At 60.7% G+C, this 23,087-nt stretch carries 19 protein-coding genes and 1 pseudogene; 3 read left to right on the plus strand and 17 right to left on the minus strand.

The genetic code is table 11. The features are described 5' to 3' along the window. Positions 1-403: 403 nt before the first annotated feature. Genes nuoH through RWJ89_RS12540 form a run of 3 tightly spaced genes read left to right on the plus strand, consistent with a single transcriptional unit; the run spans position 404 to position 2,467 of the window. Positions 404-1,405: an NADH-quinone oxidoreductase subunit NuoH gene (nuoH, locus tag RWJ89_RS12530; RefSeq protein ID WP_020052263.1), complete on the plus strand. Its 1,002-nt coding sequence runs from the start codon at positions 404-406 to the stop codon at positions 1,403-1,405. Between the two features lie 10 nt (positions 1,406-1,415). Then, positions 1,416-1,982, plus strand: a complete 567-nt coding sequence (locus tag RWJ89_RS12535; RefSeq protein ID WP_131665455.1) for an NADH-quinone oxidoreductase subunit I — start codon at positions 1,416-1,418, stop codon at positions 1,980-1,982. Between the two features lie 44 nt (positions 1,983-2,026). Further along, positions 2,027-2,467: a CBS domain-containing protein gene (locus RWJ89_RS12540; protein ID WP_077977066.1), complete on the plus strand. Its 441-nt coding sequence runs from the start codon at positions 2,027-2,029 to the stop codon at positions 2,465-2,467. 75 nt (positions 2,468-2,542) lie between these two features. Here the strand turns inward: RWJ89_RS12540 and nuoG are convergent, their stop codons facing one another. The 17 genes and pseudogenes from nuoG to RWJ89_RS12625 all read right to left on the minus strand — a co-directional run bounded on the left by nuoG (position 2,543) and on the right by RWJ89_RS12625 (position 23,087). Continuing rightward, positions 2,543-5,122: an NADH-quinone oxidoreductase subunit NuoG gene (nuoG, locus tag RWJ89_RS12545; RefSeq protein ID WP_316030981.1), complete on the minus strand. Its 2,580-nt coding sequence runs from the start codon at positions 5,120-5,122 to the stop codon at positions 2,543-2,545. 30 nt (positions 5,123-5,152) lie between these two features. Next, on the minus strand, positions 5,153-6,415 hold the full coding sequence (gene nuoF / locus RWJ89_RS12550; protein ID WP_131665453.1) for an NADH-quinone oxidoreductase subunit NuoF: 1,263 nt from the start codon (positions 6,413-6,415) through the stop codon (positions 5,153-5,155). Between the two features lie 4 nt (positions 6,416-6,419). Then, positions 6,420-6,929 carry an NADH-quinone oxidoreductase subunit NuoE gene (nuoE, locus tag RWJ89_RS12555; RefSeq protein ID WP_072637295.1) on the minus strand — a complete coding sequence of 170 codons (510 nt, stop codon included), beginning with the start codon at positions 6,927-6,929 and terminating at the stop codon, positions 6,420-6,422. 16 nt (positions 6,930-6,945) lie between these two features. Beyond that, the gene (gene nuoD, locus RWJ89_RS12560) at positions 6,946-8,160 is read right to left on the minus strand and encodes an NADH dehydrogenase (quinone) subunit D (RefSeq protein WP_316030982.1); all 1,215 of its coding nucleotides are present in this window, start codon (positions 8,158-8,160) and stop codon (positions 6,946-6,948) included. 29 nt (positions 8,161-8,189) lie between these two features. Further along, on the minus strand, positions 8,190-8,726 hold the full coding sequence (locus tag RWJ89_RS12565) for an NADH-quinone oxidoreductase subunit C (protein WP_316030983.1): 537 nt from the start codon (positions 8,724-8,726) through the stop codon (positions 8,190-8,192). Then, positions 8,723-9,226: a NuoB/complex I 20 kDa subunit family protein gene (locus RWJ89_RS12570; protein WP_017961917.1), complete on the minus strand. Its 504-nt coding sequence runs from the start codon at positions 9,224-9,226 to the stop codon at positions 8,723-8,725. The genes RWJ89_RS12565 and RWJ89_RS12570 overlap by 4 nt, the downstream gene beginning before the upstream one ends. After that, entirely contained in the window at positions 9,214-9,579 is a 366-nt protein-coding gene (locus RWJ89_RS12575) for an NADH-quinone oxidoreductase subunit A (RefSeq protein WP_077977070.1), read from the minus strand. Before RWJ89_RS12575 ends, RWJ89_RS12570 begins: the two co-directional genes overlap by 13 nt. Before the next feature lie 134 nt (positions 9,580-9,713). Beyond that, entirely contained in the window at positions 9,714-11,171 is a 1,458-nt protein-coding gene (locus tag RWJ89_RS12580; RefSeq protein ID WP_222001235.1) for an NADH-quinone oxidoreductase subunit N, read from the minus strand. Beyond that, positions 11,168-12,643, minus strand: a complete 1,476-nt coding sequence (locus RWJ89_RS12585; RefSeq protein WP_222006476.1) for an NADH-quinone oxidoreductase subunit M — start codon at positions 12,641-12,643, stop codon at positions 11,168-11,170. The genes RWJ89_RS12580 and RWJ89_RS12585 overlap by 4 nt, the downstream gene beginning before the upstream one ends. 8 nt (positions 12,644-12,651) lie before the next feature. After that, positions 12,652-14,412 (minus strand): Na(+)/H(+) antiporter subunit D, encoded by a 1,761-nt coding sequence (locus RWJ89_RS12590; RefSeq protein ID WP_316030984.1) that lies wholly within the window; start codon positions 14,410-14,412, stop codon positions 12,652-12,654. Continuing rightward, positions 14,405-14,659: a hypothetical protein gene (locus tag RWJ89_RS12595; RefSeq protein ID WP_017961912.1), complete on the minus strand. Its 255-nt coding sequence runs from the start codon at positions 14,657-14,659 to the stop codon at positions 14,405-14,407. Before RWJ89_RS12595 ends, RWJ89_RS12590 begins: the two co-directional genes overlap by 8 nt. After that, a complete protein-coding gene (locus tag RWJ89_RS12600; protein WP_077977074.1) occupies positions 14,656-16,119 on the minus strand; it encodes a monovalent cation/H+ antiporter subunit D family protein in 1,464 nt (487 codons plus the stop codon). The genes RWJ89_RS12595 and RWJ89_RS12600 overlap by 4 nt, the downstream gene beginning before the upstream one ends. Before the next feature lie 4 nt (positions 16,120-16,123). Further along, positions 16,124-16,426, minus strand: a complete 303-nt coding sequence (gene nuoK / locus RWJ89_RS12605) for an NADH-quinone oxidoreductase subunit NuoK (RefSeq protein WP_017961910.1) — start codon at positions 16,424-16,426, stop codon at positions 16,124-16,126. Further along, positions 16,426-16,926: an NADH-quinone oxidoreductase subunit J family protein gene (locus tag RWJ89_RS12610; protein ID WP_168285214.1), complete on the minus strand. Its 501-nt coding sequence runs from the start codon at positions 16,924-16,926 to the stop codon at positions 16,426-16,428. Before RWJ89_RS12610 ends, nuoK begins: the two co-directional genes overlap by 1 nt. Positions 16,927-17,160: 234 nt before the next feature. Further along, positions 17,161-20,537, minus strand: a pseudogene (locus RWJ89_RS12615) (DEAD/DEAH box helicase). A 134-nt stretch (positions 20,538-20,671) separates the two neighbouring features. After that, a complete protein-coding gene (locus tag RWJ89_RS12620; RefSeq protein WP_316030985.1) occupies positions 20,672-22,324 on the minus strand; it encodes a GNAT family N-acetyltransferase in 1,653 nt (550 codons plus the stop codon). Between the two features lie 271 nt (positions 22,325-22,595). After that, positions 22,596-23,087, minus strand: a complete 492-nt coding sequence (locus RWJ89_RS12625; protein WP_017962677.1) for a hypothetical protein — start codon at positions 23,085-23,087, stop codon at positions 22,596-22,598.

Raw genomic sequence — 23,087 nt, forward strand, 5'->3', positions numbered from 1 at the left:
GATACACACTTGAATATTTTGCCATTCAAGTCGCTTAACAGAAAGCTCCTCCGCGTAAGCGTCGAGGAGCTTTTTGCGTTTCTGCTGGGTGTCCAGCTCCCCGGACGCCAGCTGGCCTGCCACGGAACTTTCATCCGGCAGCGATGAGAGCCTCGGCAGCTTTTGATACGCAAATGGCGCGGTGCAACCGGCGGAAACGCGAAGCTTTCATCTTGCACGGCGAGCCACTCGTCTCAAAACGTCCTGAGCCCGGACACATCATAGCCAGCGACGACATAACCGGCATTGTATGCGGTGCGTCGCCGTTGTACCATCTAGTCTGACAAGTGCGCGCAGTGCTCATTGTATAGCCGGAGCCAAAGTCCGGTCGTGCGCTTCAACCCGATGAATAAGTAGCCGGATCATGGAACTTATCGTCGCCCTTGGCCTGATCGTCTTGAAGGTCGCCTTCCTGATTGCGATCCTGCTGTTGCTACCCTTGCCGCTAACCTGGCTGGAACGCAAGATCGCCGGGCACATGCAGCAGCGGATGGGGCCGATGCGCGTGGGATGGCACGGGCTGTTGCAGCCGGTGGCGGACGGAATCAAGCTCCTGACCAAAGAGGATCACATCCCGGCCGAGGCCGACCGGTTCCTGTTCAAACTGGCGCCAATCCTGGCGCTCGCCCCGCCCTTTGTGGTGTTCGTCGCGATCCCCTTCGGCGAAACTGTCTCGGTCCTCGGCCACGAGATCACGCTCTACGTCTCCAACATGAATGTGGCGCTCCTATTTGTTTTCTCGGTGATCGGGATCGAGGTTTATGGCGTGATCTTCGGCGGCTGGGCCTCCAACAGCAAATACGCTGTTCTGGGCAGCCTCAGGACCTGCGCGCAGATGATCAGCTACGAGATCCCGATGGGGTTCGCGGTCATCGGCGTGGTCATGCTGGCGCAATCCATGAGCCTGCTCGAGATCGTGCGGGCGCAGGCCGATGTCTGGAACATCGTCTACCAGCCGGTCGGATTCTTCGTGTTCTTCGTCGCCGGGCTCGCCGAAGCACAGCGCATACCCTTCGACCTGGCGGAGGCGGAGGGTGATCTGGGGGCCGGGTTCCATACCGAATACAGCGGTATCCGCTTTGCCTTCTTCATGGTCAGCGAATATGCCATCGTATTGCTTGTGTCGGTCCTGGTGGTGATCCTGTTCTTCGGCGGTTGGAACGGAGTTCTGATTCCCTTGCCACCGCTCCTGTGGTTTGTGCTCAAGATCGCGTTCTTCGTCTACGTGTTTATCTGGTTCCGCTTCACTTTCCCCCGCTACCGCTACGACCAACTGATGGCGATCGGATGGAAAGTCTTGCTTCCTCTTTCAATGGCGAACATAATTATAACCGGTGTACTTTTAGGAGTCGTAGCGGCTCCGTAGCGAGGCGGCGATGTCGCGCGCGCAGGACAGAGTTGGAACATGGATTGGTTGGGCGTTCTTTGCCGATCTGGCGAGCGCCTTGGCTCTGACCTTCGGCTACATGTTCTCCAGATCCGTGACCATGCAGTATCCGGACAAGGAAAAGTGGCTGCCCTACTCCCGCTATCGCGGGCATCACTTCCTGACGCGTGATGAAGAGGGCGAGATCAAGTGCGTGGCCTGCGAACTCTGCGCGCGGATCTGTCCCTGCGACTGTATCGAAGTCGTCCCCTACGAGGACGAGAAGGGCAAGCGGCACCCGGCCAAATTCGAGATCGACACGGCCCGCTGCCTGTTCTGCGGGCTGTGCGAGGACGCCTGCCCGGCGGACGCGATCGCGCTTGGCCAACAATACGAATTCTCGAGTTTTTCCTCAACTGACCTGGTGATCGGGCGCGATGATCTGCTCGCCAAGCCGGGTAAGGCGGCAACCGGCGGCGGCGTGGTTGCCGCGCGCCTGAATACGAAGAAGGACGTACTTGTCCAGACGAAAGAGACGCAGGGCTACAACTGGTGGCGGAATATCCGGCGAACATGAAAGCGCGCCAGCTGTCAAACCGAAGCGCTAGGAAGGAGGCTTAGATGTTTGTCGGTGAAATCATGAAAAACAAGGGTGTCGGTGTCATCGCAGTTGCTCCCGATCAAACGATGGTGGAGGTACTGCGGCTGTTTCGAGACAACAATATCGGCTTCGTCGTCGTCAGCCGATCGAACGGCAAATACCTCGGTACGCTGTCTGAGCGGGACTGCTGCAATGCGGTGGCGGAATACGGGGCCGAGGCGGCGGCAAAGCGGGCCGCGGACATCATGAACCGCAATGTGGCGACGTGTTCGACACAGGATTTGCTGCCCGTCGCGATGGGGATCATGACCCAGCGGCGTACGCGCCATGTGCTGGTCACGGATGGAGGCGACGTTGTCGGCGTGGTCAGCATCGGCGACGTGGTTAAACACAGGCTCGACGAAGCGCAGCGTACAGAGCAGGATCTGCAGGATTACATATGCGGGACCAGGTATCACTGATGTCGCCAACTCGATGTGAAGACGCCGGGGCGGGCAGCTTGCCGCGGAGCCTTGCGGTGCCCCGACCCCAAATCTTCAGACCCCACGCCAGATCCGGCCTGGGCGGTCGACCTCAAGAGTGGCATGCGCCTTCTGGACTTCCACCGCGCATGGATATTCGCCCCGCCGCAGCAGGCTGTTGAGACGCAAGGCTCTATAGTTTTCCGGAACGAAGACGAGGCCCTTGGGAAACCGCCTGTCGACCTTGAGCTGCGCCGTCAGTTCGCCCTGGCCGGAACGCACGATTACCTGATCGCCATCCGAAAGGCCAAGCTCCGCGGTATCCTGCGCGCTCATCGCGACATAGGGATCGTTGGCGACCGTGTTCAGGATGTCCGACCGTTCGGAAAGATATCCGTTGTGGAACAGGCAGTCGCCGGTGATCAGCATGAGCCGGTCGGCTGCTGTTGGAACGGGCGGCGGCGCAAGGAACACGCCAGCCGGCAATGTTGGCACCGCCTTGGTGAATGCGCCGTCGGCGCCAAGCCCGTCCTGCGTCAGCCCCTGATAGGCCGGAACCAGCCGGGCAATCTCGTCGAAAATTTCGGCTTGCGTCGATGGCCGCAGCGCCTGGTTGCGTAGCGCCGCGACGAAGTCGACAATCGCCAGATTGCCTCGCGCCTCGAAAACGGGCTCACGGAATTTGCGAACATTCTGGATCCGGCCCTCGTTATTGGTGAACGTTCCAGATTCCTCGCCGTAGCCCGCCGCGGGCAAGACGACCTCGGCCATGCCCGCCGTATCCGTGAGGAACGCGTCCTGCACGATCAGGAGATCGGCGGCGCGAAGCGCCCGCGTCACAAAGTCCCGGTCGGGATAGGCAACCAGGGGGTCGGTTCCGATGATGTAGAGCGCGCCCATCCGCCCACCGACGCAGAGCTCCAGCATGGCGTCGAGATCCGCGCCGGGTTCAGACGGGATTTCGGCGCCCCAGGTTCGTGCAAGAGTTGCGCGCGCCGCATCATCAGCGACCGCCCGCAGCCCCGGCAGAGCCGCCGGCAGGACCCCCATGTCCCAGGCGCCCATCTGGTTGGCACGGTCGAAGAGAAACTGCATCGTCAGGCCCTTGCCTAGCAGGCGGAGAACGTGCAGCAGGTTGTTGAGCTGCTGCAGCGTCGCACGCGCTTCGGGTGATCTCAGGAGGTCGACGCTGACAAGCACGGTGACGCTGCGGCCTTCCTTGAGCGCGGCGGCCAGGCGATCCGGCCCGTCACTGTCGGCGCCCGTCGCCGGCCTGCCGATTACCGCGTCGATGTCCGCAAAAGCGCCGCCCGGCAAGGCCTGACCAGCTGCCGCTACGAGACCGGCGACCACCGCCGCAAGGCTCGCCGCTTCTCCGCCCGGAGGCACACGGACCACCACCCTGGCATCGGCGTCCAGACGCGATGGCCGCGCCGATAGCATGAGCAATCCGGTCTGCCGCCGCCGCGCGCCGTCCCGCAGCAGGTATTCGGTGACCGGGTTCTCCTCGGTTATATTGCCTCCGACGACGAGCACGCAGTCGTTGCCGATTACGTCGTCCAGCGGCGTGCGGCTGTAGAAAGTTCCCAATAGCGGGCCGAGAGTATCGAAGGGTGCGGCCCAGCGTGACGAACAATCAATGTTGTTGGTCCGGAATCTTGTTCGCATCAGCTTCTGGAACTGATAAAGCACCTCGTTGGGCAGGCGAGGCGAGGCCAGCCCGCCGGCATCCTTGCTCTCGACGGCCAACAGTCGCCGGCGCAGATAGTCCCCCGCTTCGTCCCAGGAAACCGGAACCAGGGCGCCATCGTGACGGATCATTGGCTGCTTGATCCGGTCCCGGCTTGCAACGAAATCGAGGCCGAAGCGTCCTCGCACGCAGAGCGTTTCGTGGTTGACACCTTCGTCCCACTTCGAGCGCACCCGCATGAACTCGCCCTTGCGCGTGCCCACCGTCAGCTGGCAACCGGTGCCACAATGCGGGCAGACCGTGTCGGTCTCTACGAGATCCCAGGGGCGCGCCTTGTAGCGATAGGGGAAGTTCATCAGCGCGCCGACCGGGCAGACCTCGACGCAATTGCCGCACTGGTCGCAACTTGCCAGACTGCCCTCGAAGCCGGTGACGGCGGTATCCATGCCTTTTTCGACGGTGCCCAGCGCCACCGCGCCGACGACCTCCTCACACATCCGGACGCAGCGCTGGCACTGGATGCAGCGGTTGACGTTCATGATGATGACCGGGCTCAGACGAATGTCCTCGGAGTGGAACACACGTTTGTCATCGCGGAATTGGCTTTCGCGGGGCCCGTAGGCCATTACCATGTCCTGAAGCTCGCATTCGCCGCCCTTGTCGCAGATCGGGCAGTCGAGGGGGTGGTTGGCGAGCAGCATGTCGAGCATGGAAGAGCGCGTTTCCTCGATCTGAGGCGTGTTCGTCCGCACCACCATGCCGTCGGTGACCGTGGTGGCGCAGGACGGCTGCAACCGCCGCAGCCCCTCGATCTCGACCAGACACATGCGGCAGGAGGCCAGCGCCGGCAGGCGCTTCATATAGCAGAAGGTCGGGATATCGATACTCAAATGCTGGGCAGCCTGCAGCACCGTCGAACCGGGCTCGACTTCCAGTATTTGCCCATCGATCGTAACGCTAACCATACTTCCTCGCAATCTGTGCCACGCAATCCTTCAGTGAAACGGGCACCTTCGTTCCTCGACATGGGCGACGAACTCTTCGCGGAAATGCTTAAGGGCTGCCCGCAATCCCATCGCGGCGCCATCACCCAAAGCACAAAACGTATTGCCGAAAATGCCTTTGCAGAGCATGTCCAACTGCTCCAGATCGCCGGGTGCGCCATCCCCGCCTTCAACCCGGCGCAGGACCTTCACGACCCAGTTCAATCCTTCCCGGCAGGGCGTGCACTTGCCGCAGGACTCATGGTGGAAGAACTCGATGATCCTGGTGGCGACCTTGACCATGCAGGTGCTATCGTCGATCACGATAACGCCAGCCGAACCGAGCATCGAGCCGGCGGCAGCCAGCGAATCGAAATCCATACCCACGTCCAGCCCATGCTCCGGGATGACCGGTGCCGATACACCGCCGGGGATCACCGCTTTGATCTTGCGCCCCGGTGGAGGGCCGCCGGCGTGATCGACCAGTTCGCGCAGCGGTATGCCCATCGGCAACTCGTAGAGGCCGGGTTTGCGCACCTGCCCGCTGACGCAGTAGAGCTTCGGGCCGGGGCTCTTATCCGGGCCGATGTCCCGAAACCAGTCCGGCCCCCGCACAACGATATGCGGCACGCAAGCGAGCGTCTCGACATTGTTGATGACTGTGGGGCTGGCGTAGAGCCCGGCCACGGCCGGAAAGGGCGGCTTCAATCGCGGCTGCGCCCGCTTGCCCTCGAGGGACTCGAGCATCGCGGTCTCCTCGCCACAGATATAGGCGCCGGCGCCGCAGTGGATGTGGACGGTGAAATTGAAATCCGAGCCTAGAATGCGCGATCCTAGATAACCCTTCGCGTGAGCCTCGGCGATCGCCTCCTCAAGGTGACGGATCGCCGTCACATATTCTCCGCGGATGTAAACATAGGCGATTTCGGCCCCGATCGCGTAAGCGCTTACCGCCAGTCCCTCGATGAGCTGGTGCGGATCGCGCTCCATGAGGATCCGGTCCTTGAAGGTGCCCGGCTCGCCCTCATCGGCGTTGCAGCAGAGATATTTCGGCTTGCCCGACTGCTTCGGCACGAAACTCCATTTCATGCCCGTCAGGAATCCGGCGCCGCCTCGACCGCGCAGATTGGACCGTTTGACAAGCTCGACGACCTCGTCAGGCGTGTATTCGCGCAGCACCTTGGCCAGCGCCTGGTAGCCTCCGCCGGCTTCGTAGGTTGACAGCAAATGACTGTCCGGCACGTCGATGTTCTTGAGAAGAACCGGCTCGAACATGGCGCTACTCTCCGGGCGGTGTGGCGGCGAGATCGACACCTGTCGCTTGCCCCGCCTCAGTCCGCAACCTGTCAAGAAGCGCGTCGATACTCGCGACATCAAGGGCGCCGTGGTAATCGTCGCCGACCTGCATCACCGGAGCCATCTCGCAGGCACCGAGGCACTCGACGGAGGAAAGCGTGAATAGCCCGTCCGGCGTGGTGTCGCCCTTGCTGATCGCCAGCGCCGTTTCCAGATGCTTCAGCAGGTCCTCGGCTCCGCACAGCATGCAGGAAACATTGTCGCAGAGTTGCAGGTGGAACATGCCCACCGGCTCGGTATGGAAGAGCGTATAAAAGGTCGCCAGCTCGTAGACCCAGATCCGTTCGACTCCGAGAGTGTCGGCGACTTCTTCCAGCACCTGACCAGGCAGATGGCCATGCTCCCTCTGCGCGATCAGAAGCGCGGGCATGATCGCAGAGCGCTGGTCGGGATACCGCGCCGCTGCCTCTTTTATCTTTTCGCGCATGGTCATTGCATTCAAATCCCTGCTACTTGTCCACCTCCGCCATCACCGGGTCGAGACTGCCGAGCACGGCGATCATGTCGGCCAGATAGCGGGCGTTGGTCACCCCGAACAGTCCCTGAAGGTTGACGAACGAGGGTGCCCGCACCTTCATGCGGAATGGTTTTGGCGACCCATCGCTGATGATGTAGAAGCCGAGCTCGCCCTTTGGCGCCTCGATCGCCGAATAGACCTCGCCCTTCGGCACCTTGAAACCATAGGCCGACAGGTCGAAATGCTGGATCAGTGCTTCCATCGAGCAATGCACCTTGTCCTTGTCCACCGGGAAGGCGATTGTTGGCATGTCGATCTGGAACGGCCCTTCGGGCATCTGGTCGAGGCATTGCTCGATGATCCGGATGCTCTCGCGCATCTCCTTGACGCGGCATTGCCAGCGTGCATAGCAGTCGCCCTCGTCGCGGGTGATGACATTGAAGTCGAGCCGGTCGTAAATCTCATAGGGCTCGTCGCGGCGGATGTCCCAGTCGACGCCCGAGGCGCGCAGGTTCGGGCCGCTCAGTCCGAGATCGATGGCGTCCTCGGCGGAGATTACGCCGATCCCCTGCGTGCGCTTCAGGAATACCCGGTTGTTTTCGAGCAACCGCTCATAGTCGCGGATCCGGTTCGGGAAGATGTCGCAGAACTCCCTGATCTTGGGAAGGAAACCGTCAGGCAGATCCTCGCGCACTCCGCCGACCCTGCAGAAGGACGTGTGCATGCGCGCACCGCTGATCATTTCCAGGAGATCCATGATCATTTCACGCTCCCGCATGGCGTAAAGCAAGGCGGTCATGGCGCCGAGGTCCATCGGCAGCGCGCCGGTGATCAAGACATGGCCGGAGATCCGCGCCAGCTCGGCCATCATCACGCGGATATATTGTGCGCGAATCGGTGCTTCTATGCCGAGGAGTTTCTCCACCGCCAGCGCGAAGGCGAGGTTGTTCGACGGTGGACAGAGGTAGTCGAGCCGGTCGGTGAGCGGAAAAATCTGGGTGTAGGTGAAGCTCTCCGCCAGTTTTTCAGTGCCGCGATGGAGGTAGCCGATGTGTGGATCCACGCGCTTGACGTACTCACCGTCCAATTCGAGGACGAGCCGAAGAACCCCATGCGTGCTGGGGTGCTGGGGGCCGAGATTGAGAAGCACCTCCTTGGTGTCGAACGCTTCGCCTTGCGGGCTGATCAGTTCGGTGACTTCGGTCATTTTAAGTTTCCGGCGTGGAGCGGCCTCCCTTATGGAATGTTCTTGGTGGCGAGGTCGGGCTGCGTCGGCGGCGTGCCTTCGGCGCCAAACGGGTTCAGCTTGTCCTTGTAACCACGGAGCGGAAAATCCTTGCGCTGCGGGAAGCCCTCGAACCCTTCCCACATGTAGATCCGGCGCAAATCGGGGTGGCCCTCGAACCTGATCCCGTACATGTCCCAGGCTTCGCGCTCATGCCAATTGGCGGTTCGCCAGACCCCCGCCACCGACGGGACCCGCGGCGGATCGGCGAGGCGGCATTTGATGCGAACGCGCCATTTGTTCGGTAGCGAATAGAGGTGGTACACCGTCTCGTAGCGTGGCATCTCAGGATAATGATCGACCCCGCAGATGTCCGACAGGAAGTTGAACCGCAACGCCGGGTGTTCCTTCAGAAACCGGCAAAGCTCGACGATCATGTCAGGCGGAGCGGCGAAGGCATGTACACCATGCGCGAAGCCAAGATCGTCGATTGCCTCGCCGAAACGCTCCGTGATCGTAGTGCGGATGAGGGGCGTCTCCACACTCATGACGCTGCAACCCGATCCAGAGGAGTCCCGGCCAGTGCTCGGGATTTTTTGATCTTCTCCTGAAGTAGCAGGAATCCATGCATCAGCGCCTCGGGCCGCGGCGGGCAGCCGGGCACATGCACGTCCACCGGCACGAAGGTCTCCGCTCCCTGCACCACCGCGTAGGTGTTGTAGACCCCGCCCGAGATAGCGCAGGTGCCCATGGCGATGACCCAGCGGGGCTCCGGCATCTGGTCATACAGGCGGCGCACCACGGGCGCGAACTTCCGCGTTACTGTGCCGGCGATGATCATCACATCGGACTGGCGGGGCGATGGCCGGAACACCACGCCGAACCGGTCGAGATCATAGCGGGCGCACCCCGCCGAGATCATCTCGATGGCGCAGCAGGCAATTCCGAAAGTTTCGGGCCACAGCGCCGAGCTTCGGCTCCAGTTGATAACGCTCTCGGCCGTGGTGAACAGCACGCTGTCGCGGATCGCGTTGTTTACGCCTCCCATTCGAGTGCTCCCTTCAGCCAGGCGTAGGCGAAGCCCACAAGAAGCAGCAATATGAAGACGAACATCTCGACAAAGCCGACCAGCCCGATGTCTTTCAGGACGACGGCCCAGGGAAAGAGGAACATCGTCTCGACATCGAAGACGACCAGCAGGATCGCAAGGATAAAAAACGGCACTCTGAAGCGCCCCGCGGCGGCCTCACCCGCGGCGTCCATGCCGCACTCATAGGGCATGTTCTTTTCGGGATAGGGATTGGACGGACGCAGCAGCGAGGAGACAAGAAGCGTTGCCCCCGTCACCAGAACGACTCCGACGATCATAAAAAGAACCGGCAAGAATTCCATCGCAGCCATATCGCACTGCACCGGTTACCCACTGAGAGCTTTCCTCAGGCCGCGACCGTCCTGTTCAGGACCGTAATGCGGTCGCCCCGGGAAGCAACTTGGGCAATCCTTTCTTGAGCTTTGAGTTTATTCCGTCGGACAGATCATTGCAAATTCAATCGGTCAGCCGCCAACACGGAATGCTGGGCAAGTCTTAAAAACCATGCGGGAAACAGGCCGATGCCGATGGTGCCGGCAGCAGTGAAGGCGAGCGTCGCGCGCACCAAGGGCGTCAGCGCCGGGTCGAACGTCCTTTCCGGCTCGCGCATGTAGATCACCATGACGATGCGGATATAAAAGTAGGCGGCAACAGCACTCAGCAGCACTGCGATCACCGCCAGGATGACGAACCCTCGCTCGACGAGCGCCACCAGCACGTAGAACTTGGCGAAGAACCCGGCCGTTGGCGGAATGCCGGCCAGCGAGAACAGATAGAGCAGCATCAGAAGTGCCAGCCCCGGATGCAACTTGGCGAGACCCGCATAGTCTTCGATAACCTCGCCGGAAAAATCGCCGTTCCGCATCAGGATGACGATGCCGAAAATGCCGAGATTCATGAGCGAGTAGATCAGCAGATAGATCATCACGCTGGCGATCCCGTCCGCCCCGCCGGCCACCACGCCGAAAAGAGCGAACCCGGCATGGGCGATGCTGGAATAGGCCAGCAGGCGCTTGAAATTATCCTGCACCAGTGCAACGAAACTCCCGAGCGCCATCGTCACCACAGCAATGACCGCGACGATGATCCAAACGTTGGAGGTTGCGACCAGAGGGTTGAGGAACACCCGCAGGATCACCGCGAACCCCGCCGCCTTAGGCCCCACGGACATGAAGGCGGTAATCGTCGTCGGCGCGCCTTCATAGACGTCCGGCACCCACATGTGGAACGGCACCGCACCGACCTTGAAGACCAGCCCCGCGACGATGAAGACCACCGCCAGCAGCAAGCCGGGGTCGCGCGGAGCGCCGGTCACGGCCGCAGCCATACCGTCCAATTGCGTCGTGCCGGTGAGCCCGTAGACCAGCGAAACGCCGTAGAGGAAAATTCCGGTCGAGACCGCACCAAGGATTACGTATTTCAGCGCCGCTTCGTTCGATCGCCGCTCACGCCGCAGAAATCCGGTCAGCACGTAGGTGCAAAGCACCATCAACTCGAGGCCCACGTAGATCGAGAGGAGATCGGTCGCCGAGGCCATGATCATCATTCCCGAAAGGGCCAAAAGCAGCAGGACATAGTATTCGCTGCTCCCGATCCCTTCGATTTCGGCATATTTCCGCGAAAGCAGGAATGTCAGAATGGTGGCTATGTAGAACACGAACTTGAAGAAGACCGCGAAGCGGTCGGCGATGAACATGCCAGTATAGGCCGGCCGCACTTCTCCCGCCAGCATCAGTGTCGCCAAGGCGGCAATCAGCACGACCGTGACGGAAGCCCAGACAAGGAAATACTTCTGCCCCTTGCGCAAAAACTGTCCCAGGATCAGCAGGATGCAGGCTCCAGTAATCACCACGATCTCGGGCAGGCTTGCGAGGGCCGACTGGAAAAGTGCGGCGACGATCATTGGCCGCTCCCCTTGGCATGCACCTGCACCAGCAGATGTTCCACCGAAGCGTCCATGATATTGAGAAAGGGCTTCGGATAGAGCCCGACCCACAGCACGAAGACGGCCAGCGGCAGGGTCGCTGCCAGCTCGCGGGCGTTCACGTCGCGTATCTTGAACCGGACGCTGACGCTGGCCGGACCAAGCGCGACTTTCCTATACATGCCAAGCAGATAGGCCGCGCCAAGCAACGCGCCCACAACGGCGGCCGCGCCGATGGCCAGGTTGGCCGCAAACCCGCCCGACAGGACCAGCAACTCGCCGACGAACGAATTCGTTCCCGGCAGCGCCATCGACGACAGAGTAAACAGCGCAAGAAACGCGGTATAGACGGGTGCTGCCTTCATCAGCCCGCCATAATCAGCGATGCTGCGGGTATGGGTCCGCTCGTAAATCAAGCCGACGAACAGGAACAACGCGCCCGTCGTCACGCCATGATTGAACATTTGCAGGATACCTCCTTGGAGCCCGCGGAGGTTCAGCGCAAATATCCCCATGGTCACGAAGCCCATGTGGCTGATGCTGGAATAGGCCACCAGTTTCTTCAGATCGTCCTGTGCCAGCGCGAGCAACCCGCCATAGACGATCGCAAGCGCTGAAAGCGAAAGCATCGGTGTCGAATAATATACCGACGCCTCTGGCAGCATCGGCAGCGAGAACCGCAGGAACCCATAGGCGCCCATCTTCAGGAGTACGCCCGCGAGGATGATGCTGCCCGCGGTCGGCGCTTGTACATGGGCGTCCGGCAGCCAGGTATGGACCGGGACCATCGGCACCTTGACCGCGAAGGCGATCAGGAAGGCGAAGAACAGCCAGGATTGGACCCGGAATGGCAAATCCTGTGCAGTGAGGGCGAGGATGTCGAAGGTCTCGCCGCCGTTGAAATAGAGCACGATGACACCGACCAGGAACAGGACACTGCCCGCCAGAGTGTAGAGGAAGAACTTGAACGCCGCATAGATCCGGCCGTCGCCGCCCCAGACGCCGATGATCAGGTACATCGGGATCAGCATCGCTTCCCAGAAAACGTAGAACAGGAACAGGTCGAGCGCGCAGAACACCCCCAGCATCAGCGCCTGCATGGAGAGCAGACTGACCATGAACGCCTTCACCTTGCGGTCGATCGCAACCCACGAGGCGAGCACACAGATCGAACCCAGCAACGCGGTCAGGAACAAGAAGAGCGCGCTTATCCCGTCGATACCAAGCGCATAAGTGATCCCGAGCGCGGGCACCCAAGGGCGCTTCTCTGTGAACTGCATCTCGTGGGTCGTGGTGTCGAATCCGGCCAGCATGGCGATGCAGAGGGCGAGGTCGAGGATTGTGACACCCAGCGCTGTCCAGCGCACCGCATCGTCGCCGCGGAGAAACATCAGAACCGCTGCCCCGGCGACGGGCGTGAAAATTATGAAGCTCAGAAGCGGCAATCCCATCGCGCCCCCTACCGCCATACTACGGCGAAGACCACGGCGGCTGCGATCACACCAGCGATCATCGCCAGCGCGTAATGGGTCACGACGCCGGTCTGGAGCCGCCGGAGCCGCCCGCCGCCGCGCAGGATCGAGCGGGCGACGCCGTTCACGACGGCGTCCACGCCGGTGAGATCGATCCACAGTCCCGCCCGTGCCGTCCCATGCAGGAAGGGTAGCGCGGCTGTCTCGGACACGTTGCTTACCGCCTTCTCATAGCGCGCCAGCGGTTTTTCGGCGAACCACATGAAGAGCCGCGCGCCCTTGCGGTAGAACCAGTCGGTGTCGATGCTGATCGTGTTCTCGGGGTCGAGCGCCCTGAGGAACAGCACGAATCCCAGTGCGGTGAACATCAACAAGCTGAGGCTCTCGGTGAGATGGACGCCCGTATAGGGTTCGAAGTCGACCGAATAGGGAAGGAGAGCGTAAAGCGGCTGCGGGAATACCCCGATCGCAATGCAGAGCACCGCCGCCATGCCCATCGCAACCAGCATGTTGCGCGGCGGCTCCCGCGCCTCCAGTTTCCGGTCCACGCCGAAAAACATGTAATACGGGAGCTTCAGGCCCGTGTGTAGGAACGTCCCCGACGACGCCATCGTCAACGCCACCACCACCAGCGCCCGATGATCTTGTCCGGCGGCGGCAATCACCATCGATTTGGTGACAAAGCCTGAGAAGAACGGAAACGCCGAGATTGCGAAGGCGCCGACCATATAGAGCGCCACCGTTATCGGCATGGTCCTGTAGAGCCCGCCAAGTTCGGTGAGCTTGCGGCGGCCGGTCACGTGGATCACCGCTCCTGCGCCCATGAATAGCAGTGCCTTGTAGAGGATATGCGCGAAGGCGTGGCTGGAGGCGCCGTTCATTGCCATCTCGGTGCCGATGCCGATACCTGCCACCATGTAGCCCACTTGGCTGACGATATGATAGGCGAGCAGCCGCCGGCAGTCGTTCTCCAGCACCGCGTAGATGACACCGTAAAGCGCCATTGCAGTGCCGAGCCAAACCAGAAGCTCGGTCCCCGGAAACGTCCGCGCCAGGACATAGACGGCGGTCTTCGTGGTGAAGGCGCTCATAAACACCGCCCCGGTGACAGTCGCCTCCGGGTAAGCATCAGTCAGCCAAGCGTTAAGGGGCGGCACCGCGGCGTTGAGCATGAACCCGGCAAGGATCAGGTAGGCGCCGACGCCCATCCCCCCCGCGATCGGGCCGAGGAGCAGCGAACCCGTGGCGAGCTCGTGGAGAATGACGCCACCGAGCAGAACGACGCCGCCGGTGATGTGCACCATGAGATAGCGGAAACCGGCGGCAACCGCCTGCCGGCCGCCCTGGCCGAAAACCAGATAGGCAGAGGCAAACGCCATGCCTTCCCAGAACAGGTACAAGGTCAGGTAGTCGCCGGCGAAAACCACGCCAAGCGCGCTGCCGACATAGACGAACGCAGCGACATGCTGGCCGGGGCGCGTCAGGTGCAGAGCGTAGACCGTTCCGATCAGCGCCATAATGGTGAAGACCGTTGCGAAGACGATGCTCAGCTTGTCGACCTTCGCGATGAGGATTTCCTGCCCAATGAACGATGCCGCGCCGTAGCTGCCTGACTGCATCGTGAGCACGGTGAGGATCGCAAGTATCGGGATCAGCAGCAGATAGGCCTTGCGGATCGACCCGTTCAGAAAGGGGATCGGCAGGGCACCGAGAATGAACAGCAGGGCGGGATGGACGAAGTCAGTCATAATAGTCCTCGCGCCGCATGAGCCCAGCCCGATGACCGAGGAACTTGGAAACGAAAATCAGCAGCACGCAGGATAAGAAGCCGTAGACGGCCGACCAGCCCGGCAGACGGTCCCACGGGTATTCGGCGTGTTCGCGCGGCACCAGGAAGTCGGCGATGACGATCAGGACGAGCACCAGATAGAAAAGCCGACGCCGTTCGGTCGCATACTTTCCGTCGCCAAAGAAATCGACCACGCGCTTTATCACCTGACAACTCCTTCCGCCAAGGCGACGAAATAGTCGGGGAAGATGCCCATCGCCACCGACAGGATGGCGGTCGCAACTAGCGGGATCGTCACCATCGGAATTTCACGGACCGTTGCCGGGCTCCCTTGCGCCTCCGTCCCGAAAAAGGCGACATAGCTGACCGGCAGGAAATAAGCGGCGTTGAGAACCGAACTCGCTAGGAGCACGATCAGGAACGCGATTTCCCCCGCCTCCACCGCGCCTCGCGCCAGATACCACTTGCTCACGAACCCCGCAGTCGGTGGCACGCCGATCATGCTGAGTGAGCCGACGAAGAACGCCCCCATCGTCCAGGGCAACCGGCGGCCGATACCAGCCATGTCGCTGATGTTGCGCTTGCCAGACGCGCAATAGATCGACCCGGCGCAGAAAAACAGTGTGATCTTTGAGAATGCATGCGCCGCGATGTGGATGATCCCACCGACCATCGCGACCGGCGAGAGCAGAACCGCCCCCAGCACGATGTAGGAGAGCTGGCTGACCGTCGAATAGGCGAGCCGCGCCTTCAGGTCGTCCCGCGTCAGGGCGTAGACCGACGCCATCAGAATCGTGAACGAGACCAGATAGGCCGTGGCGATGCCCAGTCCTAGCCCGTCCACCAGCCCCGTGCCGAACACATGGAACACCAACCGCAGCACGCAAAACACGCCCATCTTGACCACGGCCACGGCATGCAGGAGCGCACTGACCGGTGTCGGCGCCACCATCGCGGCAGGCAGCCATGCGTGCATCGGCATCACCGCAGCCTTGGCGAAGCCGAAGAGGTAGCAGAAATAGACGACTGTCAGCAGCGCCGCCGAAGCATCGCTCCCTGCCAGCAGGCCCCCCGTGACAAAGTCGAGCGATCCCGCAATGTGGTAGGTCAGCGCCAGCGCGGCGAGAAGCACGCTCTTTGACGCTCCCATCAAATAGACCAGGTACTTGCGGCTGCCCGCCCATCCCTCTTCGTCTTCGTGGTGGTAAACGAGCGGATAGGTCACGAGGGTGAGCATCTCGTAGAAGATCACCAGCGTGAACAGATTGGCGGAAAAGGCGCCCCCGACCGCTGCCGCGAGACTGGCGGCAAAGCAGGCGAAGAACCGGGTCTGCGCATGCTCGTTCAAGTGCCGCATGTAGCCGATGGAATAGATCGCCGCGACAATCCACAGCAGCGACGAGACGGTGGCAAACACCATGCCGAGCGCATCGACCCGGAAGGCCAAGTCAATCCCCGGCAGAACCTCAAACAGGCGCAATTCGACCGTCCCGCCCGCCAGCACCGTGGGCGCCATCGAGACGACAATTGCGAACATGGCGATTGCCGCCAATGGCGAGACGATATCGCGGAGTTTCTCGCGGTTGTTCAGGAGAAGAACTGCAAGGGCCGCCAGGCCCGCGACGGCGACGGCAAGTAGCGGCCGGATCGATATCACCGGGTCCAAGCCACTATCCTTTCATCATGGTCACGTCGTCGACCTTGAGGGTAGATTTGTTCCTCACGAGGGCGACCAGGATTCCGAGGGCGACGGCAACCTCCGCCGCGGTGATTGCGATGACGAAGATCGCGAAGATCTGACCGCGGAAATCGGCGTAGTAACGTCCGAAAGCGATGAAATTGATGTTGACCGAGTTGAGCAACAGCTCCAGCGACATCAGCACGACCAGAATGTTGCGCCTGAGCAGCACGCCCGCCGCTCCGATCACGAACAGCGCCACTCCGAGCAAAATATACCACCAGAGCGGAACCATCACCGCTGCTCCTTCTGCGCCAGCACGATGGCCCCGATCAGGGCGGCCAGCAGGATGACGGACGCAACTTCAAACGGCAGGAGATAGTCGGCGAACAGCGTTGTGCTGAGCTGCCTGACCTGATCGCCACCGCGCACGGTGACGGGCTGCGTGAGCGAAAAGCGGCCGCTCCAGAGCACCAGCGCAACCATCTCGATCCCAAGCAGGACGAGCAACACCAGAGCCGCCATGTTGCCGCCCGGCAAGAACCGTTGCAAGACAGCTTCGCGCACATCGATCATCATGATCACGAAGACGAACAGGACCATAATCGCGCCGACATAGACGAAGATCTGGATGACCGCGAGCAACGGCGCCTCGAGCATAACGAAGATTGCCGAGATGTTGAGGAAACACGCCATCAGCGCCATTGCGCTGTGCACCGGATTCCGGGCCAAGACCACCGTCAGGGCCGTGATCACGGACACCGTAGCGAACACAAGAAAGAACCCCGGTTCCATCGACGCCGACCCTCCGACGCGAACTGCTACCCGGCGCGAGACGGCCGGAATTGAGATTGCGCCGCAAATTCCGATGCGTTCACAAATTGTGCCCTAATATCGGATTTTTCACAAGATTATTGTCATTGGCGGAGCAAACCAGGCCAGTCCGGATGTGGCGAAGGTCGCTTGCGAAACGATTCCAGACGTCGGTCGAGGCAAGGATCCAGTGAGCAGTAATCGGATCCCGATCCTTCAGTCCAATTCAATGCGGCCCAGGAATTCTGCTGCCTGCAATGTATCCAAGGCGCTCGCTGTCTCCCGGAAATAAGGCAGGCCCTCCCAGAGGCTGCGATCGCCGACGATATAGAATCGGCGCTTGGCGCGCGTGAGGGCAACGTTCAAGAGGTTCGGCTTCGAAGCGGCCCAACTGGCCGCTCCGCTATGGTCGGCATCGGCGCCGAGCACCATGAAAACGATGTCTTCTTCCTTGCCCTGGAAGGTATGCACCGTGCCTATCCTTTCCTTCAACCACCTCGACAGCTTCGGTGGAGATGCGCGCATATTTCCGTTCGGATCGATCCATGTCGCGTGGGCGAGAGCCTGCCTCAGACTGTTCTTGATCTCTTTGAACGGCGAGATGATATAGAGATCTGGCAACGCGCCGTCCCGGCGATAGGTGGCGGTAAGGACGTCGACGATGAAATCGGTCTGTTCCGCAACGGCCTGTTTGCCCGATACCCTGCCCTTGACATCGATCCAGGCGCTGTCGCCGTAAAACGGCGGCACGTCGCCGGCTGGTCGGCGTTCTTCCAGCCCGAATACCATCTTGTTCTGATAGGCGATCTGGTTGGCAAGGCCGAACATCGGATCGATGCAGCGCCGATGTACCCTGAGGGGGCTGCCGATCCAGAGCCCGTCGGCTTCCTCGCCCGAGACCGCCGTCCCATAGCGGTTGGTGGCGTCGGCCAGCATCTGCACCGACGCCCTGTTCGGCGAATATTGTCCTGCCGCCGTGTGGGGCGAGAGAGCCGAGATGGCGGTGATCAGCGCGCTGGGCAGCGTGAAGACCGGCTCGATCTGCTGGGGATCGCCGATCACCATAACGCGGCGGCCCCGCAACAGGGCGCCGACGGCCGCTTGCGGCACCGCCTGACCAGCTTCATCGATGAAAACCCAGCCTATCGAGCCGGTGTCGAGACCGCGGAACTGCCGGGCAAAGGAGGCGAAGGTCGTCGAGACGATGGGAACGATCATGAAAAGGCTCTGCCAGATCAACGCAATGTGCTCGCCGTCGGCGGGTCCATTGTTGGAAAGCAGTTTGTTGGTGGCGACGATGTTTCCTCCAAAACCTCCGCCTTTCTTGCCCACGTCAGCCAGCCACGCTTCATGCAGCGTCAATGCCGCTTCCACCAATGCAGAACGCAGACCTGCCAGTTCGTCTCGATGCCACAGACCGTCAATCTGGAACTGATCGGTCTCGAGATCGGCGAGACGCCCGGGTAGGATGGGATGATCGAGAATCTTTCCGAGGCGATCGTATTCCTCTCTCTTCCTCGACCAGATTTCCCGTTGCGATCCTAGCGTCTGTTCCGCCCGCTGATGTCCCCGCAGCGCCCGTTTCAGCGCAGGTCCATGGGTTTTTGCAATATGACGCTCGCATTGCGCCAGTGCCTTGCGCAATTCCAACTGCCTGCGCGCATTGGCGATAACACTTTGCCGATGCTGGCGGGCAGGATTGGCCGGCAGCACTTTCTCCCACCACGCGGGAGCGCTGCGGTCGAGCAGTTGTTCCTCCTCCTTCAGCTGAGACAATCCTTCCCTGATACGGAGCATTTCGGCCGCGACCATGTCGCATCGGTCCTGCGCATGTCGAAGCTCGCTTGCGGCCGCCCTGACCTTTTCAAGCGCCTCGCGGCAGAAAGTATCCTGCGAAATCAGGGAGATTTCTTCATGGAGATCGGCATAGCGTGCATATTCGCCGATCTTGTCGCGAACCACCTTGTCGGCGGCCTGAAATGCCGCCGATGCTTCGGCGAAGTTTGGTCCCTTATAACCCTTTAGCCACTCCCAGATGGTCTCTGGTTTGTAGGCACCGGACCAGCCGGGCTTCGGCCTTTCGGCGATCTCCATGAAGGCGAAACGTTCCTTGAACGCTCGGCGATTCCGGGAATTGCCGAGCGCACAGGCGATCAGCCGCCATGGGCGGTCGCCGTCCGAGAGCTTGACGACCGCCCCATTGTCCTTCTGGCAAGCGATTTTGTGCGCGATGGTCTGCAGATATTGGAAGGAAGACGTTCTCGCGACCGAGCTTCTCTTCGGAAGGTCGCGCGAAATATTCTCCACGGCGGCGTTGTTGGAAGAGGCGACGACCATTTCGAATCCTGCCAGGGCCGGGATCAGCGCGATATCGAGGCCGTGCTCCGGTCCGAGAAAATGACGCGGCGCGGCGCGCCATCGAAGGCATCGCGAGCCGTCTTCAAGGAGGCCAGGATGCGGGCGCGCCGAACGATATTATCCGCGAACATGTCGCGAAGCAGCGTCGTCTTTCCCGTCCCTGGCGGGCCGTTGACCGAGAACAGTCCCGTTTCCGACAGGTCGTCGATTGCCGAATTGATCGCGAACTGTTGCATGAGGCTCATGGCGTGGTGAGGTTCGCTGAGCCAGCGCCCGCGGTTGAGTTTTCCAGGATGCAAGGCCCGAACGATCGCCCGGCGTCCGTCCTCCGAGTAGAGGTCGATCCGTTTCTCACGCGCCAGCGGGGTGAGATATTGCCTGAGCGGCGCGGGGATATCGCCATGCGTGACGCGTATCATCGCCCGCTCGATGTCTTCGATGAAGAAGCTGTTCAGGATGCCGATGTCATCTTCAACGCTTGCACTCTCGTCCTCGTCGTCGGCATCGATCGCATTACTATCAGGCGGTGGCGGCAAGGAGATAAGCTCAGGTTTTTCCACCCGGTCTCGATAGCGTATTTCAACAGCGGCGATGGGCTTTTTGTGCTTCGAGGCAAAGCCGGCCCAATCGCAGAGCAATTCATGCAGTGTCAGGATTTCGTTGGCATCGATCGGCTGATCGACCATGTCCTCGGAGGATGAAGATCTCAGATGCCGTTGAGCCCGAAAGTTTTGAAGCAATTCCGAGAGCTGCCGCTTGCTGTCGGCAAATGCCTCGTGGCTGAGCGAGGAGAGGCCGGATTTCCGCACCCGTCCCAGAGCCCATGGAAGCGTGGAAACCGAAAATGTTTCGAACATCGGCTCTCCCAAGGGGGAGAGCTGCAGGCTGGCTAAGCAGGTATCGCCATCGAGATCACCGCGTTCGGCATCGTCATATTCGGCGATATCGGCTGTAACGCTATCGAAGTGTCTGCGGATATCGGCAATTTCGGATTTGTTGAAAATCCCGAGGAAGAGGGTAAAACCCGTGATTTGCTTCTCCTCGGGGATCGCTGGACGGCTGAGTGCGGCACCGTCATCCTCGAGCGTTTTCGCATGCAGCCAGAAAACAGTTCGGCCTTCACCGGAGACGATGCGGCTGGAGAGATCGTAAGGAATGAAGAACTCGATCTTGTGCCAGAAATCGAGAATGGCCAGAAGCCGTTCCCTTTCGGCGCCGTCTGCAATTGTCTGCATGACTTCTCACTGAGGAGTTGCAAAAATAGGCTCGCGCTTTCTTTTAGCAACGATTGCAGCTCAAAATCAAAGACCATGGTGGCTGCGCGTCCCGGAGCCGCCGGACCGCATTTCCGCACCATGGCAAGGCCACATCAATGCAGACGTGGCCGGCGTCGCTCGCTGAGTTGCCGTCCCCGGTTCCAGCGGGCTATGGTCTCCGGCACGACCTCCGCCTTGCCAACGGCGGGCTCGGCGATCGAGCGCAGGCGTTCGAGGGCAATCCCCGCCTTGGCGGCATAATCGAGCGAAGTCGGATCGTCCGAATGCACGTCCTGGATCGCGGCGAAGACGGCCTCCGCCTCGGCCAGCCGTTTGCTGGCCGCAAGCGCGATACCGCGCTTGTAATGTGCCTGGATGAGATGGGGCCCGATCTCGCCGACCCGGCGGAAAGTCTCTGCGGCCTGCTCATATTGATGCAGGGCAAGCTGCGTGTCGCCAAGCCGCATTTGGATGGGTGTCGGATCGGACGCTTGCTCGACGAGAACCTTGTAGGCAGCCAATGCCTCCGTCAGCTTGCCGCGGTCGAATAGCAGATTGGCGAGCCCGAATTCAGCGCCGGTATGGCCTGGAGCCGATTGCAGGACCTGGTTGAAGGCGATCTCCGCCTTGCTCCGGGCTCCGTTGCGGTACATGTCGAGCGCCTCTTCATAGACGAAACGAATACTGCGTGGATTGAGCACGCCATGCAGATTCTGGCCGTTGCGGGTGCGGAACAGGGTGCAGCTGATCCGCCTTTCCTCCGCCCCGAACATATATTTATAGGGTTCGTTTCCGCGAAGGAAATCATAGGTCTTGAAGCCGTGTTCGATCGCTCGCCGGATGCAGTAACCATGCAGGATGAGACCGGGGGACGGCGTCTTCCAGTTTTCGTCGCGGCCGGTGATATAAAAGAGGATCGCCTGCTTCTGCCGGTCGACGATATTCGCCAGCGCGCCGAGCGGCTGGTCGCCATGCCAAAACACCGGCACCTCGAGATTGCCGCAGTTGAAGCTGTCCATCAGCATTTCGCGTGTGGTGATGATCAGCCGCTCGGTCCGCTCCGCGCCTTTGCGGGCACTCCACTTGATCCGCCAGAGATTGAAGAGGATGTCCAAGTCCCGATCGATGGTCTCGGCGGTTGCCATCGTGATCCGGTAAATATCGTCTCCTTCGACCTTGCGCAGGAACCGCCGGAGCTTCTGGCGAGTCTGGCTGCTCATGCGCTGTTCGAGATAGTCGTCGAAGCTTGCCGGCAGGGGGACGATCGGGCAGATCGTATTGTCGATATTCTCGCTGTTTTTGGGCGAGCTGTCGCGAAACATCACCTCCGGCCCCTGCAGCGCCTCGATCATCTTCTCGCGCCGGCCGGCAGGACCGCTGAAATATTCGAGCTTCAGGTCGGTCCAGTTCTGATGCTTGAGAAACGAAGCAAAGCCGGCAATGGCGTGATGCTCGTAATCCGGTTTGACGATGAAGCCGGTGTAATCGGCCGCAAAATTCCCGGCCATGATGATCTCGTCGTAGAAGAGCCCGGTCTTCTCGTTCAGATGCGTGATGAGGCGCAGCGGAAAGAAGGCGACATAGGGTGCTTCGGGATCGCGTTCGCGAAGGGCGAGGATGAACCAGCGGCGTCGGTGGGAGAGATAGTTCTTCAGCCATATCCAGGAGAGGAAATGCTGCGCGTCGGGATCTTCCAGGAAGACCTGATCCCAGTTCTCGCGTACCGCCTCGAACCCCGCAATGGTGTCGATGATATCTATGCGCATGTCCGCCCCCCAATACCCCATACGTCACTCGGGAGGTTTCATTCTAATGGGAAACACCGATCTTCAAATAAACCGTCCGGATGATTTACGGAGCCCAAATGGGATTAGTCCTGAGCCGGCGCATAACCCAAAATCGCATCCGGTTTTTGGTAGGAATTATACACAGATTCAAAACGATAGAGCGCAACGGGTCCTGAAGGATGTAGCGCTTCTACGGACATCGCCCGAAAGTGTGCAGCGGTTTTGAGAACATGGATACATAAGGATTAGATCAGAGTTCGCCGGAGATCCGCGGGCTCGCATGGATGAAGGCCCAGAGCGTCCGGCTGATGGCGACGATCTCGGCGATCGACTTTTCCAGAAGGTCGAGCTCGCGCGCGTCCATCTGTTCGATCTTGCCGTAGCGGATCTGCTTGTCGTCCTCGACGAGCCGCATCAGCTGTGTGCTCGAAATCTCTCCTTTTTCGTCGAAGGAATAGATGCAGTGATTGTACTTGTTGCGGATCTTGGATTCCTTCTTCAGCCGCGCCATGGCCGAAAGGATCGCCTTCCGGTCGGAAGGGGAGGTCGAAGCGAGCTTGGACAGCCGTTCGATGAGATCGATCCGGGCGCGCGTGGTGTTCAGCGTCAGGAACACGACGATTGCTGCATCCTTTTCGACCCGGAGAAGATGGGCGATGATGTAGATCAGCAGGCTTTCGGTGTTCGTCCAGACATAGTTCAGGCGGCCGACCCGCAGCAGGACATCGGACATCGCCGCCAT

It is taken from the genome of Rhizobium sp. 10PS4, from assembly GCF_032464805.1.
In the GTDB taxonomy this organism is placed as follows: domain Bacteria; phylum Pseudomonadota; class Alphaproteobacteria; order Rhizobiales; family Rhizobiaceae; genus Rhizobium; species Rhizobium laguerreae.